This window comes from Streptomyces sp. NBC_01635, assembly GCF_045209715.1.
Lineage (GTDB): Bacteria > Actinomycetota > Actinomycetes > Streptomycetales > Streptomycetaceae > Streptomyces > Streptomyces hirsutus.
Genome location: NZ_CP109277.1, coordinates 3969669 through 3984293, shown reverse-complemented (window position 1 = coordinate 3984293; position 14625 = coordinate 3969669). Strand labels below are relative to the sequence as shown.

General features: G+C 70.5%; 13 protein-coding genes. 4 read left to right on the top strand and 9 right to left on the bottom strand.

Annotated elements, in window-relative coordinates:
- Window positions 1-256: 256 nt before the first annotated feature.
- The 9 genes from OHB56_RS18460 to OHB56_RS18420 form a co-directional block, all read right to left on the bottom strand.
- On the bottom strand, window positions 257-1237 hold the full coding sequence (locus tag OHB56_RS18460; RefSeq protein ID WP_406354497.1) for a polysaccharide deacetylase family protein: 981 nt from the start codon (window positions 1235-1237) through the stop codon (window positions 257-259).
- Window positions 1238-1274: 37 nt separating this feature from the next.
- On the bottom strand, window positions 1275-2288 hold the full coding sequence (locus OHB56_RS18455) for a glycoside hydrolase family 11 protein (RefSeq protein WP_406354495.1): 1014 nt from the start codon (window positions 2286-2288) through the stop codon (window positions 1275-1277).
- Window positions 2289-2875: 587 nt separating this feature from the next.
- Window positions 2876-4267: a diacylglycerol/lipid kinase family protein gene (locus tag OHB56_RS18450; protein WP_406354493.1), complete on the bottom strand. Its 1392-nt coding sequence runs from the start codon at window positions 4265-4267 to the stop codon at window positions 2876-2878.
- An 81-nt stretch (window positions 4268-4348) separates the two neighbouring features.
- A complete protein-coding gene (locus OHB56_RS18445) occupies window positions 4349-4798 on the bottom strand; it encodes a hypothetical protein (RefSeq protein ID WP_326753269.1) in 450 nt (149 codons plus the stop codon).
- A gap of 30 nt (window positions 4799-4828) precedes the next feature.
- On the bottom strand, window positions 4829-5293 hold the full coding sequence (locus OHB56_RS18440; protein ID WP_406354490.1) for a PLDc N-terminal domain-containing protein: 465 nt from the start codon (window positions 5291-5293) through the stop codon (window positions 4829-4831).
- 147 nt (window positions 5294-5440) lie between these two features.
- Entirely contained in the window at window positions 5441-6778 is a 1338-nt protein-coding gene (locus tag OHB56_RS18435; RefSeq protein ID WP_406354489.1) for a hypothetical protein, read from the bottom strand.
- A gap of 36 nt (window positions 6779-6814) precedes the next feature.
- Complete coding sequence (locus tag OHB56_RS18430) at window positions 6815-7474, bottom strand: DUF308 domain-containing protein (RefSeq protein WP_326753267.1); 660 nt, start codon at window positions 7472-7474, stop codon at window positions 6815-6817.
- A gap of 197 nt (window positions 7475-7671) precedes the next feature.
- Window positions 7672-7869: a hypothetical protein gene (locus OHB56_RS18425; protein WP_326753266.1), complete on the bottom strand. Its 198-nt coding sequence runs from the start codon at window positions 7867-7869 to the stop codon at window positions 7672-7674.
- Window positions 7870-8004: 135 nt separating this feature from the next.
- Window positions 8005-8544: a hypothetical protein gene (locus OHB56_RS18420; protein ID WP_406354488.1), complete on the bottom strand. Its 540-nt coding sequence runs from the start codon at window positions 8542-8544 to the stop codon at window positions 8005-8007.
- 715 nt (window positions 8545-9259) lie between these two features.
- Here OHB56_RS18420 and OHB56_RS18415 point away from each other — a divergent pair.
- The 4 genes from OHB56_RS18415 (at window position 9260) to OHB56_RS18400 (ending at window position 14495) form a co-directional block, all read left to right on the top strand.
- Entirely contained in the window at window positions 9260-9547 is a 288-nt protein-coding gene (locus tag OHB56_RS18415; RefSeq protein WP_326753264.1) for a hypothetical protein, read from the top strand.
- A gap of 399 nt (window positions 9548-9946) precedes the next feature.
- Window positions 9947-10732 (top strand): hypothetical protein, encoded by a 786-nt coding sequence (locus tag OHB56_RS18410; protein WP_406354486.1) that lies wholly within the window; start codon window positions 9947-9949, stop codon window positions 10730-10732.
- A gap of 271 nt (window positions 10733-11003) precedes the next feature.
- Window positions 11004-12638: a helix-turn-helix domain-containing protein gene (locus OHB56_RS18405; RefSeq protein WP_326753262.1), complete on the top strand. Its 1635-nt coding sequence runs from the start codon at window positions 11004-11006 to the stop codon at window positions 12636-12638.
- 381 nt (window positions 12639-13019) lie between these two features.
- Window positions 13020-14495 (top strand): amino acid permease, encoded by a 1476-nt coding sequence (locus tag OHB56_RS18400; RefSeq protein WP_406354484.1) that lies wholly within the window; start codon window positions 13020-13022, stop codon window positions 14493-14495.
- Window positions 14496-14625 lie beyond the last annotated feature (130 nt).

The following is a 14625-nucleotide window of genomic DNA, read 5'->3' as shown; positions in this document are numbered from 1 at the left end:
CACGGACTTCGTGGTGCGAGCGCGGTGCGGACGCGATCATGCAGCAGGGCCGGCTCGGGGGAGCAAGCCCCTCGAACCGGCCTTTGGCCACTGTGTCCCCGGCAGGATTCGAACCTGCGACACCCGCTTCAGGAGTCTTCCCTGATCAAGGTCCTTACCTGGGTAAACGTTGCTTTGAGCGCGTCTGGCCCGGGAAAACAGGCTATGGCGGCCATGCCGCAGGAGAGGTCCTCCTGCAGCTTCGTTGATTCGCGGGTCAGTTCGTGCTGCAGGAGATCGTTGGCCAGGTCCGGTTGCCGTTGTGCTGGATGGTGACGCCCCAGTTGTTGCCGTTGCCGTTGGGTTTGGCGGTCAGTACCTGGGAGCTGGGGTAGGTGGCGCTGACGTTCCAGGTGGAGAGGACCTTCGCGGGGGAAGGGATGTTCATCGTCGCGGTCCAGTTGCTGGAGCCGGTGACCGAGACGTCGAGGTTGTACCGGTCGCTCCACTGCTGGCCGGCGGACAGGGTCGCGCTGCATCCGCCGCTTCCGCCACCACCGGAGCCGCCGCCGTCGGGTGCCACGGCGCGGCCGGTCTGCGGCGAGATCATTCCGGCGCACAGGCCACGACCGGCCAGCCCCTGTGCGATCCGCGGAATCGCGGCGAGCGAGTTGGCGGACCAGTCGTGCATGAGGATGATCTGGCCGTTGGTGAGCCGGGCGGCGGCCTGCACGATCGCGTCGGTACTGGCGCCGTTCCAGTCCTGCGAGTCGACGTCCCAGATGATCTCGGTCAGACCGTACCTGGCCGCGACCGACTTCACCGTCGAGTTGGTCTCGCCGTACGGCGGACGGAACAGTTTCGGAGTGCCGCCGCCCGCGTTCGCGACGGCCTGCTGGGTCCGGGAGATCTCCGAGTCGATCTGAGCCTGGCTCTGCTGAGTCAGGTGCGGATGGGTGTAGCTGTGGTTGCCGACCCACATGCCGGCATCGACCTGGGCCCGGACCTGCGCCGGGTTGGCTGCGGCGTACTGGCCCTGGTTGAACATCGTGGCCCGCAACCCGTTCTGCTTGAGTGCGTTGAGCAGGTTCGGCGTACTGCCGGACGGTCCGTCGTCGTAGGTGAGCCCGACATATCCGTTGCAGGCCGCGGCCTGGGCCGGGGCGGTGTTGACGGTGAGGGTGCTCGCGGCGGCCATCGCGACGACGGCCAGCCGCGTGACCAGGGAGCGTAGCGAGAGATGCGGTCCGGTTCTCATACGGAGTGGTCCTCCTCCAGCTTCGTTGATTCGCGGGTCAGTTCGTGCTGCAGGAGACCGTTGGCCAGGTCCGGTTGCCGTTGTGCTGGATGGTGACGCCCCAGTTGTTGCCGTTGCCGTTGGGTTTGGCGGTCAGTACCTGGGAGCTGGGGTAGGTGGCGCTGACGTTCCAGGTGGAGAGGACCTTCGCGGGGGAAGGGATGTTCATCGTCGCGGTCCAGTTGCTGGAGCCGGTGACCGAGACGTCGAGGTTGTACCGGTCGCTCCACTGCTGGCCGGCGGACAGGGTCGCGCTGCATCCGCCGCTTCCGCCGCCACCACCGCCCGAACCGGTGCCTCCCACCGTGATGTTGGAGCTGCCGCTGCTCTGGTATCCCTCGGTCGCCATGATCATGTAGTAGTTGAAGGTGCCCAGGGGCATTCCGGCGCGGGTCCAGGCGTCGAAGTGGTTGCCGGTGGTGATGGTTCCGCCGGTCCGCTTCGCCTGCCGGACGCTCCAGTACTGGTCGAAGGTGCGGGTGCCCTCGACGGACGGGGCGTTGTACCGCGTCGTCTTGTAGATGTCGTAGGTACCGCCGTCGCTGGTGACGGTGCCCATGAACGTTCCCGTGGGCCGGTAGGTGCCCCAGTTGTCGACGATGTAGTACTCGACGAGCGGGTTCGACGTCCATCCGTAGAGCGTCAGGTAGGCGTTGCCGGACGGATTGAAGGTGCCCGAGTAGGTCACGGCCCTGCGTCCGCCGTTGGCCCAGCCCTTGCCGGCGACGAAGTTCCCGGTGTTGCGCCAGGAGGTGCTGTAGGTGCCACCGGAGCTCAGGGTCATGGAGACCGTGCCGGGTGCGTCGGTCCAGAACGAGTAGGAGTAGCCGTTGTCGGTTCCGGTCTGGTTGGTGGTGACGACCGTGTCGGCGTGGGCGGTGCCGGGCAGGGCTACCGAGGCCACAGCGACCAGCACGGTGGTGCAGAAACTGCTGATGAGCAGCCTGAAGCGGCTGAGCGGCCCGAAGCGGCCGTGTCTGCGGCTCGCGTGGTGTGCGGATACGTCGTTCATGTGCGTGCTTCCTCCTCGTCCTCGTGAGGCCGGTGGGGGATCAGGCAGCGTGACACGACCCTGCGGAGCAGGTGACGGCGACCGCTCGTGCGTCGCGCGACGCGGCCGGACTTGGCCGGTCGCGGGGGTGTCGGGCGACCGGAGGACCGGGGCACGGTGGCGACCCGGCTCGACAGTGAGAGAGCGCTGTCGATGGCGAACAGTTTTGATGTGGGCTCGTCAACTGTCAATAGTTTCGGTAGTGATCCCAAAACATTCGCTTGCGGCGGATTCCGCGGTCGTGCGTTTCACCTGGTCTGACTCATGCGCACCGACCGGATTGAAAATTGATCACCTGAATCCATCACATTCGAGAGCAAGATGAGGGAGTGATCATTCGAATGTTTCGAACCTCTTTACGATCTGCAGCGCGAAGTGTAGGTCGGGGCCGGACGTGATCGTCGTCGGCCTGTCATTGCAGACGCCGGCCCGTTGGCGGCCGGGCCCGGCCCCTCACCGGCGAGCTCATCGGGTGCGTTCGCACGGAGTGGCTGCTCAGCCGCGACGAAGGGATCTTGCACGCGGAAACTGCGAGACGCCCGAGTGGATCACCACGGTGGTGGTTCTCGGACCGCCGCGACGTCCTGCTCCCGGCTCGGTAGCAGACGACCCAGCGCCAACCGTGCCACGCGCGGCCAGTCGGCCGCCGCTCCGCTGCCTCGCAGCGTGTGAGGGCGGCGGCGTGGCACGCGGACCCGGAGGGCACCGGGCGCGCTGCGGCACACGACGGGCGACGGCAGGACGACGTGTTCTCCGTCGATGCCGACCGGGAGGGTGTCCCCGCCGGCTTCGACGACGACTTCTTCGGCGTTCAGCCGGACGAGCCCCCCGGAGCGCGGACCGCGCACGATGCGCGCAGCCTCGGCGGTGTTGCCGACCCGCACGCACACCAGGCCGAGGAGCCCCGAGTCCAGCCGCTCCCTGCGCCCCGGACGGGTCGCGTCGACGGCACGTCCGTAGGGGTTGTTGCTGACGAGCAGTGCCTGGAGCCCGTCGAGGTGCGTGCGGCCGGCCCGTGTCCGCAGGCTGAGCGTGTCCTCGCCGGTGAGGAGGCCGGGGAGGGTGCGCAGGGTCGTGCGCGCCTTGGCATCCCGGTACGCGGGGTCGGTGACGACGGACGCGTACGTTCCGAACGAAGCGTTGTTGACGAAGACCCGGTCCGCGGCGTACCCGAGGTCGATGCGGAGCTCGACGCCGTCGCTCAGGGCCTGCAGGGCCGCAGCCGGATCGTCGCGGTCGAGGCCGAGATCGAGGGCGAAGTGGTTGCGGGTGCCCGCGGGGATCACCACGAACGGCAGGTCGTGGCGCGCCGCGACCTCGGCCACCAGTGCCTGGGTGCCGTCGCCCCCCGCCACCGCCAGCAGGTCGGCTCCCTCGGCGACGGCCTGCCGGGCCAGCTCGGTGACATCCTGGCCCGCGTCGAGCAGGACCACCCGGCAGCCCGCCGCCCGCGCCTTCTCCGCCAGCTGGAAACGGCCCACCTTGCCGCCGCCGGAGCGTGGATTCATGAGGATCCAGGGGGCGCGGGGTGCCGTGACGACAGCCTGTTCGGAGGCGGTGCGACCGGGTGCCAGGGCCGTACGTGCCGCCGTGACGGCCAGCGCCCACAGGGCCAGGGACAACAGGGCCGGTCCCAGCATGCCGAACACGGCGTACAGGGCGAGCACGGTGACCGGCGCGGCCACCGACAGGAATCCCCCGAGGACACGGAGCACACCTGTGTGTGCCAGGACCCACCACACGCCGACGGCGGCGAGCGCGAGCCCCGCGATGCCGACCAGCACCCACAGCACGCTCCGCAGCCCGGCGACGACGAGCGGCACCAGGATGCTTCCCAGGAGGGCGAGCAGGGCGAGGCGGGCCGGTCCGGCACCGCCCTCGCGTGCGGTCGCGCCCCCCGCCTCACCCGATCCCCTCGGGCTGCCTCCGTGTCGTCCCACCTGTCGGCCCTTCTCCTCGCGCTCCCGGGCACGCGCCGGCCTCGCCCTCTCTCACGCCGTCCGCGCCGTGCCGGGGCCGCTTCACACGTCGCGCGGTGTGCGCTCCCCGGACAGGTCGAAGAGGTTGCCGCGCTGGACCACGCACAAGGCCCAGATGACGAAGCCCGAGATGGTGATCATCACGACCGACCACAACGGGTAGTACGGCATGGAGAGGAAGTTGGCGATGATGACGAGTCCGGCGATGGCCACGCCGGTGACGCGCGCCCACGGCGCGGTCCGGAGCAGCCCGATGCTGACGATCATGGCGATCGCGCCCAGGACGAGGTGGATCCAGCCCCAGCTGGTCAGGTCGAACTCGAACACGTAGTGGGGTGTCGTGACGAAGATGTCGTCCTCGGCGATGGCCATGATGCCCCGGAGGACGTCGAGCAGGCCGACGAGGAAGAGCATCACGGCCGCGAAGACGGTCAGGCTGGATGCCCATTCCTGCCTCGCCGTGTGTGCCGGACTGGTGTGTGCCGCGGTCATCCTGCGCCTCGTTCCGTGGTGTGCGGGTGCTCAGCGGCCGGGGGCGCGGGCGGTGGAGCCCGAGTGTTCCGCCGGGCCGTGGCCGGTCAGGACCAGTTCCTTCGCCCTGCGGAACTCCTCGTCCGTGAGGGTGCCGTGGTCGTGGATCTCGGACAGCCTGGCGAGCTCGTCGACGCTGCTGGGGCGGCCGCCGGCCGCGGTCTGCCTGATGTAGGCGTTGAACTCCTCCTGCTGTGCGCGTGCCCGGGAGACCTCTCGGCGGCCCATGTTCCTGCCGCGGGCGATCACGTAGACGAACACGCCCAGGAAGGGCAGGACGATGCAGAACACCAGCCAGCCCGCCTTCGCCCAGCCACTCAGCCGGTCGTCGCGGAAGATGTCGGTGATGATCCGGAAGAGCAGGATGAACCACATGATCCACAGAAAGAACCAGAGCATGGTCCAGAAGGCGCTCAGCAGCGGGTAGTCGTACGCCAGGTAGGTCGGTGAGCTCATGTCCGTCCTCCGTCCCGGGCGCTCGCCCGGCAGCGGTTCCGTGCCGTCTTCAGCGTGCCCACGGCAAGCACCGGGCGGCCTCACCCGACGCGGGTGAGTGTGCGCACCGAGTGAGGCGCCGTCGGCGGACGGGTTCCCGCCCTCGGATCAGGGGCCGGACTCTTCGTGGCCACGGGGTGCGGCGGCCGCGAGGATCGCCAGGCCCACCAGGACGGCCAGGACGACGCCGATCACGAGCACCACGGCTCCGACCGTGGGGTGGTTCCAGAGCACCAGCGCCAGCACCCCGGCCGTGAAGACGCCGCCGGTGGTCCACGCCTGATGCTCCGCCAGCCATTGCCCGGTGGACCCGGTGAGCACTCCGGCGCGGTGCAGCGCCCGGCCGGCGGCCGTCATGCCCCGTCGCGCCGTCGTGCGGACGGCGCGGGCAGCGCGTCCGGGACCGTACAGGTACGCCACCAGTGCCGTGATCACCGAGACGACCAGCAGGGTGCGCGTGCTGTCACGCAGGAAGCGGACGAACGTGTCGTAGATCGCCGCCGCCGCGTCGGGCGGCAGCGTCGAGGGCGGCACCGAGTCCAGGTAGACCCGTCGGACCACGGCCAGCGCGACGAGCAGCACCGCCGTCATCACGCCGACACCCGCCCCGGCGATCATCAGCATCACGCGGTGTGCCGGGGCGGTCCACACGGCGAGCGCGGCGAGTACGACGGTCAGGACGGGCAGCCACGTGCCGAGGACGTCCAGCAGCCGCATCGTGTCCTGCGCCTTGCCCAGTTCCTCGGTCTGGAACAGCGTGACCGTCCGGTCGGCGTCCGGGATGGCGGCCGCCTTGTCGAAGCCCGCGTCGACGAGCCGCTCCCGCACCTGGTCGACGACCTCTCCCACATCCAGCCGAACGGTGCCGCCCCCGGCGCGCACGGCAGCCGTGCCGTCACCGGTGAGCATGGCCACCACCGCGGCGTGCGACCGCCGGTTGGCGCCTTCCCACACCTGCTGGAAGGCATCGCTGGTGATCACGCGGCTGACAGTACGGTCCACGGTGGTCCTGACCGCGTTGCGCAGCGGGCCCTCGAGGGACTCGGCCCCCGCCACGACGCGCGGTGGTGCTCCGGAGTCCTGGAGGGCCTCGGCGAGCGAGTCCGTCACCGCCGCGACGTCCACGTTCTCCACCACGCGGTCCGTGAGCCGGTTGATCACGGCCTCCTGCACGGCCGGGTCGGACGACAGCGGCGCGACCGTCTCCACGTACCTGTCGGTGTCGGAGACCGTGTCCTGGACCCAGGCCGCGACGACGGCCAGGGGAGCGAGCAGCAAGGTCAGGAGCAGGAGGACCGAGGAGCCCGCCAGGCGTACCCGCCGGTGTCGCACCGCCGCGTGACGGCGCAGCCGCTCGTACTCCGCTCGTTCGTCGGCGGTGAAGGCGCCCTCCGGGTCCGCGGCTCCGTCGGAGCCAGGCGGTCCCGGGAGCGTGGCCGGGTTCATGGGCGCTCCTCCGCGGCGGTCGCGGCGGTCGCGGTGTCAGGCCGTCGGGACGGGCGTGTGCGGCCCCGTGGGGTGCGTCCTTCGGAGCGCGGCCCGCCACGCGAAGGCGACCACCACCTCGGCCAGACCGAGCAGGACGAGCCACAGGCCGAGCAACCGGGTCAGGGCGCGGGCCGATTCGGCGGGCAGGGCGAGGACCACGATCCCCGCGACGATGGCGAGTACGGCCGTGCCCAGGACGACGCCGCGGTGCGGCAGGTTTTGGTCCGCGAGGGCCGTGTAGAGGGTGAGGACGCCGGAGACGAGCCAGACCACCCCGACGATCAGGGAGAGCACGGCGATCGTCTGCAGCGGGTTCCGCAGGCACAACACCCCGGCCAGGACGTACAGCACGGCCAGGAGCAGCCCCGGGAGCCGCTCGTGCCCCTCCCGCGCGAAGACGGCCACGAACCGGAACGCCCCGGTCACCAGCAGGTACAGGCCGATGAGGACCGCCAGGACGTGCAGGGTCGCCTCCGGCCAGACCAGAACCAGGACGCCGGGCACCAGCGTCACGACGGCCGAGCCCAGGAGCCAGGTCCATGAACGGCCGAGCCGCGCGAGTGCGCGTGCGGGATCGCCCATCGGATCGAGGGCCGCTCCGCCGGGCCGGTGTTCCGGCCCGGTACGCGATGCCGGACCACGCGACATGGACATGGCTCCTCCTTGCATGATCGGTCGGTCGCTTCCGGATGCGCCGACGGGGCGGTGCATGCCCGGCGGTGCGCGAGGACCTGACCGATCCAGGGTCACGTCTGTCACCGGGTGCCGGGATCACCCACCACGGGTGGTCCCTCGACGCCGGCGTGGCCGCGAGGCGGGAGTCCCCGGGCACCGCGCATCGCCCGGTCCCGTCACTCCGGAAGCTGTCGCATCTCCACGACGCGCAGTCCCAGTGACTGGCAGCGCGCCAGCAGCCTGTACAGGTGCGCCTCGTCCATGACCGGGCCGAACAGGACGGTCTGACCGGACATCACCGCCCGGCCCAGCTCCGGGAAGGCTTCGGCCAGCGTTTCCGACAGATGTCCCTCGACTCGGATCTCACAGCGCACGGGCTGTCCTCCCACGGACTGCCGGTGACGGGCGAACGGCGCCCTTCCCCGTGATCCTCCCCTCCCTGCTCCCTCCGGGCATCACCCGATACAGGTGACCCTCCGCCCGGCTGCGGACACCGGGCCCCTGCGTTCTCAATGCTTCAGAACGAACTTGAAGGAGATGATCAGCAGGCCGATCAGCAGATTGACCGACGCGGTGGCGGCCATCAGCCGCCGGGAAGCACCGGTACGGTGCGCCGCGGCCACGGACCAGCCCACCTGCTCGGCCACGGCGACGGCGAGGGCCAGCCAGAGGGCGCCCCGCACGTCCAGACCCAGGAGCGGGCTGAAGGCCACCGCGGCGGCCGGCGGGAGAGCGGCCTTGACGATGGGCCACTCGTCACGGCACACGTGCAGCACCACCCGGCGGTCCAGAGTCCGCTGCGCCAGCCGCGCCCCGAACAACTGGGCGTGTACGTGCGCGATCCAGAACACCACGCCGGTGAGCAACAGCAGCAGCACCAGCTCGGTGCGGGGGAACGAGCCCAGCGAACCGGCGCCGAGCACCACGGAGGCCGCGAGCATGGATCCGTAGACGCCGCCCGTGTAATCCGCGTGGACCCGGCGCTCGGCACGGCGCGCCCGCCGGTCCGTGGCCGGGCCGGCCCTGGTTCTGGTTCTGGTTCTGGACACGCCTGACTCCCTTGGTCTCAACGCGTTGAGCCGGTCACTTCGGCCGGTTCACCGGCGCCCGGCTGCCGCGTTTGGCTGCCGCGGACGGCTGTCCCGGGCGGTCGGCAGGTGCGGTGTGACCAGCAAACCGGCGAGAGCGATGCCGCCGAGAGCACGGCACCGACGCCGTCCACCTCGCTGAGTCGGCCCGGTACGCCGGTAGGGCAGGCCGGGCAGCGGCCGGCCGCCCGCCGCTTTGTCCATCGCACCCGAGGCGCGCGCCCCGTGCCTCACCCGCCACGGGGGAAGGGCCGTGCCCGGTGGTATTCGATCTTGATCATCAGGGCCCCTGCCGGCGGTAGCGCAATGCGCTCGTCGTCGTCCGTGACGGAGGGGCGGCGGCCGGCCGGGCGGGCACGCCGAGGACGGCGCATTCGTGACGGTGGCGGGCGACCGTCGATGCGGGCGGTTCGGGAAGCGCGGTGGAGGCCCGCGGCGGTACGGGGGGGCGGAACTCAGGCCGAGCCGGAGCGGGCGGGTGGCGTTTCTGACGCCGGTCGGGCCGACGTCCCGGCGGGAGTCGTCCACCTCCCGCTCGAAGGGGCGGGCGAGCGGGGGGATTTCGTCGGCCGGCCGATGCCGGCTTTCAGCGGGGGAGCGTTCGGCCCGGTGAACCGCCCGCACCGGGCCCGCGTCTTTCCTCACGACCGTCCCCCCACGCACAGGAGAACAGACTGTGACCGACAAGGACGTCGAGCGGACCGACGAACGGGGTGACCACCTGGAGCCTTGGTGGGCGGGCCTCGGGACGTGGGGGGCGGTCGCACTGATCGCCACCGGCGGTCTCGTGGCAGCGTGGTTCTTCTTCCGGCTGCCCGGCGCCCCGGAGGAGTGGGCGGCCGGCTACCACCAGGCCGCCAGGGTCGTCGCCATCGGCCTGGTGATCGTGGGAAGCGCCTTGCTGAGCCGTCGTCGCACCCGGGCCACGGCCGCCGAGGAGACGACCGAGGCGGAACGCGCCTGACACCACCGGTTGGTGAGCGACGTCGGACGGCGGTGACTTCCCGAATCCCGCATGGCCCCACACGGTGCCGGACTTTCCGACGGCCGGCCTCGGGACAAGGGTCGTACGACCTCGTGATCCGACCCTTTCGTCCACCTTTCGCAGATCGGACGAGGAAAGGACGACGGCTGTCGGCGGCCGGCTGGATCTCCCCTGCTCAGCTCTGGGCGGGGAACCTGGTGAGGGCGCGCCCGCCACGACATCTCCGGATCGGATCCCGCGATCCGATCCCACCCTTCGACGGCCCCCTCGCGGCTGCGTCTGCCGGGATACGGAAGCCACTTCTCCTCCCAGACTGCCGTCCGACCTCGTGGTGTTCCCGCTCCCGGCTGAGGAAGGCTGGGGCGGAGGAGGCAGGCGATGACCACACGAGCGATGACTACGACCTCCGGCGCGGGCAGGCCGCCGAGCGAGGGCCGTGCCGGCCGGCGGTCACCGGGCCGGGCGCGGTTCACGGGTGTGCTGCTGATCGTGCTGTCCCTGATCCCGGCGGCAGCCTGCTACGTGGTGTTCAGCTGGTGGCTGCCCTCCGACAGCGAGCGCTACCGGGACTACCGCGCGGCCGAGCCGTGCTCCTCCCGTGCGATGGAGCAGGGGCGGACGGACTGCCTGAGCACCTGGCACCTCACCGTGGAGGAGACGGTGAACAAGCCCGCCAAGAAGGGATCCTCCTACGAGGCGACCCTGACGGACCAGGACTCCTGGCGGGGAACCGTGTCCTTCGGCGACCCCGGGCCGCTCCTGGAGCGGCTCGAGTCCGGCGACCAGGTCACGGCCACCGCCTGGCGCCGCGACATCGTGGTGCTCAGCAAGGACGGTGTACGGCAGAACACCTCGGAGGCGCCCCGCGACGAACTCCAGATGAACGCCGCCATCGGCGTGCTCGCCGGGCTCGTCGCGGCTCAAGCACTCGTGTTCGGTGCGGTGCGTCTGGCCAGGCCCCGTGACTACGAGCCCTGCACCTGGAATCCGTACGGCAAGCGGCTGCTCCTCACCACCATCGCGGTCTGTTTCGGGGTGGGCCTGCCGGCGGTGTGGATCGGCATCCCGTGGTGGACCGTGCCCGCCGTCGCCGTACCCGTGGTGGTGTGCGCGGCGGGGCTGATGCGTCCCCGCCCGAGCCGCAGCGCCGAAGGCGGGGTGTAACGGACCACCAGGCCCCTGCGCCGGGAACTTCCGGTCCACCCGCCTGATCGCGAACTCGATCCCCGCCGCCCCGGCGCAGTACTCGTCGACACAGAACGCGGAGGACGACCTCGCCGCGGATACGGCCGCGCGCCGCCCCCCGTGTTCGTACTCCCCCTCGAAAGGAATCGTGCCGTCGCACGCGCGGCGGTCCACGAATGACCTGGTGCGGTCCCTGTTGCCGGACGGATAGCATCACGGCTCGGCATGGCTCCCAGCAGAGGCGACGATCATGGATTCGGCCGAGGTACCTCCGCTCACAGCGGGCGTCAGTCTGCGCGAGTTGCTGATGGCGCTCGGTGATTCGCTGGTGGAGGTGCAGGCCGCTCCCGCCGGATTGGACGTCGAGATCCGCGGCGTCGCCCTGCTCGATCCCGAGGACCCGTCGACCACTCAGCCGGGCGAGCTGGTTCTCGTCATCGGTGCCCGTGGCCGAGCCGCTTATCCCGCACTACGGGCCGCCGGGCGGCACGGAGCCGCCGGCGTCGTGGTCAAACTGGATGGCCCCGGCCAGGCCGCGGGCCTCAGTGAGATCGCCGCCGAGGCCGGGGTCGCCCTGCTCTCGTTGCGCAGCGAAGCGCGCTGGGAACGGGTGAACGCGCTGGCCCGCGCCGCCCTCGACGACGCGCTGCCGGGCCGCCCGGGCGAAGGGGCCGCGGAGGGCGACCTGTTCTCGCTCGCCCAGACCACCGCCATCCTCACCGGCGGCACCGTCAGCATCGAGGACGCCGCCAACCGGGTACTGGCGTACTCCCGCTCCACCGACTCCGACGAGATCGACGACCTGCGGCGGCGCTCCATCCTCGGCTGGCAGGGACCGGAGGCGTATCTGGCGAAGCTACGCGAGTGGGGGGTGTTCCAGCACCTGCACTCCAGCGACGAGGTGATCAGCATCGACAGCCATCCCGAGCTGGGGATCCGCCGCCGGCTCGCGGTGGCCATCCGGTCCGGGGACCGGCAACTGGGGGCCATCTGGGTGCAGGAGGGCTCGACTCCGCTGTCCGAACGCTCGGACCAGGCACTGCTGGGGGCCGCCCGGGTCGCCGCGCTCCACCTGGTGCGCCGTCGCCGGGAGCTCTCGGAGGGACTGACGTTCACCCGGACCCTGCTGGCCGGACTCCTGGAGGGGAACACCGGGCCGCAGCCGTTGGCCACCCACCTGGGATTCGACGCGACCCGTCCGGCCGCCGTCCTGGGCTTCTCCTACGGAACCGCGGATGTCGTCGCCGCACCGGAGCTGACCCATGCCGAAGTCACCAACCTGGTCTCCGTGCACATAGCCGCCCGGCACCGCAGCGCGCTGGTCACGCAGGTCGATCCCCGCATCTACGTGCTCCTGCCCCAGTTGCCGCGCAGCATCGACACGGACACGCTGCGCGGCTGGGGCCAGGAGATCACCGAAGCCGCGCGCCGCCACCTGGGCCTGCCACTGCGCGGCTCGGTCGGGTGCGTGGTGCCCGGCCTAGGGGACGCCCCGGAGTCGCGCCGGGAGGCCGACCGCATCCTCGACGCCATGCTGAGGGCCGATGTACCCACCGCGGTCGCCGCGCTGCCGGACATCCAGGCGGAAGTACTGGTCAGTGAAGTGCTGACGCTGCTTTCCGACCGTCCCGAGATACGGGATCCACGGCTGACCGCCCTCGTCGCGCACGACAGCCGGCACCAGAGCCGCCTGGTGGAGACCCTCCTGACCTACCTGAACTCCTTCGGTGACGTACGGGCCGCCGCCGCCCAGCTGTACGTGCACCCCAACACGCTGCGCTACCGCATTCGCCGGGCCGAGGAGCTGACCGGTCTCGAGATGAGCCGTCCTGACCAGCGTCTGCTCGCCATGCTCCAGCTGCGGCTGCCGCCGCCCACCGCCTGATCCCGCTTCCTTCCGCATCGGCCGGTCGTACAGCCATCGGAGGCGGATTTGTCGTGCTGCACAAACACATCACCTCATGACCCCCCATACGCTTGCGCAAATCCATCTCCGCAAGTGATGCGGACCGCCTCTCACGAGGAGACGGAGCGCAGCACCGACGTGCGGTGACCCCACCACCTGCACAGCATCCGAACACCGCGCCCCGCATCGTGAACGCTTTCGAGAACCCTCAGGGCCATGGCAGCCCCTGCCGGACCGGCCTGCTCGTCCCCGCCGCCGAGGCGATCCGGAGATCCGGAGATCGGTGAACCGGTGACCCGGTGAACACGGCAGCCACTCCCCTCGCATGACTCCCCAACCCCACTTTGGACGGATGTCGACATGACTGCACGCGCCCCTGACTCTCTGGCCCCCGCCACAGCTCCACCCGCCACCGCTCCACCCGCCGGCGGTCAGCCCCCGGAGCAGTCGGGTCTGAAGGCCGGTCTCAAGAACCGCCATCTGTCCATGATCGCCATCGGTGGTGTGATCGGCGCCGGCCTCTTCGTGGGCTCCGCCTCCGGCATCACCGCCGCCGGACCCGGCATCCTGCTGTCGTATGCCCTGGTCGGAGCCCTGGTCGTCCTGGTGATGCGGATGCTCGGCGAGATGGCCGCGGCCTATCCGACCTCCGGTTCCTTCTCCGCCTACGCGGACCGGGCGCTGGGCCGCTGGGCCGGGTTCTCGATCGGCTGGCTGTACTGGTTCTTCTGGGTCGTCGTGCTCGCCGTGGAGGCGACCGCGGCTGCCGTGATCCTGGAAGGGTGGGTGCCGGCCGTACCGCAGTGGGCCTGGGCACTGATCGTAATGGTGGTCCTCACCGCCACGAACCTGGTCTCGGTCGGTTCCTTCGGCGAGTTCGAGTTCTGGTTCGCGGGCATCAAGGTCGTCGCCATCGCGGGCTTCATCGTCCTCGGCGGCCTGGCGATCTCCGGTGTGCTGCCCGGTTCCGACAACGCCGTGACAGGCTTCGGCAACCTCACCGAACACGGCGGCTTCCTGCCGAACGGTCCCGGAGCGATCCTCACCGGCATCCTGCTGGTCGTCTTCTCCTTCATGGGCAGCGAGATCGTCACCCTCGCCGCCGCCGAGTCCCCGGACGCGCAGCGGGCGGTCGCGAAGGCCACCAGGAGCGTGATCTGGCGGGTCGGCCTCTTCTACGTCGGCTCGATCCTCGTCGTGGTCTCCCTGCTGCCGTGGAACGACCCCGCGATCGAGGAGAAGGGGTCGTACGTCGCGGCCCTGGACTCGATCGGCATCCCGCACGCCGGCGAGATCATGAACTTCATCGTGCTGACCGCCGTGCTGTCCTGTCTCAACTCCGGCCTCTACACCGCCTCCCGGATGGCCTTCTCCCTGGGCCAACGCGGCGACGCCCCGCAGGCCTTCGTACGGACGAGCGCGCAAGGTGTCCCGCAGGCCGCGATCCTGGCCTCCGTGGCCTTCGGCTTCGTGGCGGTCGCCTTCAACTACCTGTGGCCGGACACGGTGTTCCAGTTCCTGCTGAACTCCTCGGGCGCGGTCGCGCTCTTCGTGTGGCTGGTCATCTGCTTCTCGCAACTGCGGATGCGGGGAATCATCCTGCGAGAGGACCCGGAGAAGCTCGTCGTCCGGATGTGGCTGTTCCCCTATCTGACGTGGGCGACGATCGCGATGATCTCGTTCGTGCTCGTCTACATGCTCACCGACGACAGGGAGGGCGGCGGACGGAGCCAGGTGCTGCTCTCCGTGCTCGTGGCCGTGCTGGTGATCGCGGTCTCGTTGGTGCGGGAACGGATGCGCCCGAAAAGCACCGAGGACGTGATCGCGCCCCGGTAGCCGCCGCGGACGGCCGCACGGCGTTCCAGGCTCCCCGCCGTCCTCGGCGGGGAGCCGTCACCGTTCCGGGCGGGGGGCCGCGTGCGGGCGCCGGTGAGCGGAGCCGCGCGGGGTCGCGAAGGGGCGGCCA

Excerpts from the sequence above, each read along its gene's own strand:
- OHB56_RS18455 (WP_406354495.1), bottom strand. The coding sequence starts at position 2,288 with ATGAACGACGTATCCGCACACCACGCGAGCCGCAGACACGGCCGCTTC.
- OHB56_RS18410 (WP_406354486.1), top strand. The coding sequence starts at position 9,947 with ATGACCACACGAGCGATGACTACGACCTCCGGCGCGGGCAGGCCGCCG.
- OHB56_RS18435 (WP_406354489.1), bottom strand. The coding sequence starts at position 6,778 with ATGAACCCGGCCACGCTCCCGGGACCGCCTGGCTCCGACGGAGCCGCG.
- OHB56_RS18445 (WP_326753269.1), bottom strand. The coding sequence starts at position 4,798 with ATGACCGCGGCACACACCAGTCCGGCACACACGGCGAGGCAGGAATGG.
- OHB56_RS18440 (WP_406354490.1), bottom strand. The coding sequence starts at position 5,293 with ATGAGCTCACCGACCTACCTGGCGTACGACTACCCGCTGCTGAGCGCC.
- OHB56_RS18430 (WP_326753267.1), bottom strand. The coding sequence starts at position 7,474 with ATGTCCATGTCGCGTGGTCCGGCATCGCGTACCGGGCCGGAACACCGG.
- OHB56_RS18460 (WP_406354497.1), bottom strand. The coding sequence starts at position 1,237 with ATGAGAACCGGACCGCATCTCTCGCTACGCTCCCTGGTCACGCGGCTG.
- OHB56_RS18405 (WP_326753262.1), top strand. The coding sequence starts at position 11,004 with ATGGATTCGGCCGAGGTACCTCCGCTCACAGCGGGCGTCAGTCTGCGC.
- OHB56_RS18400 (WP_406354484.1), top strand. The coding sequence starts at position 13,020 with ATGACTGCACGCGCCCCTGACTCTCTGGCCCCCGCCACAGCTCCACCC.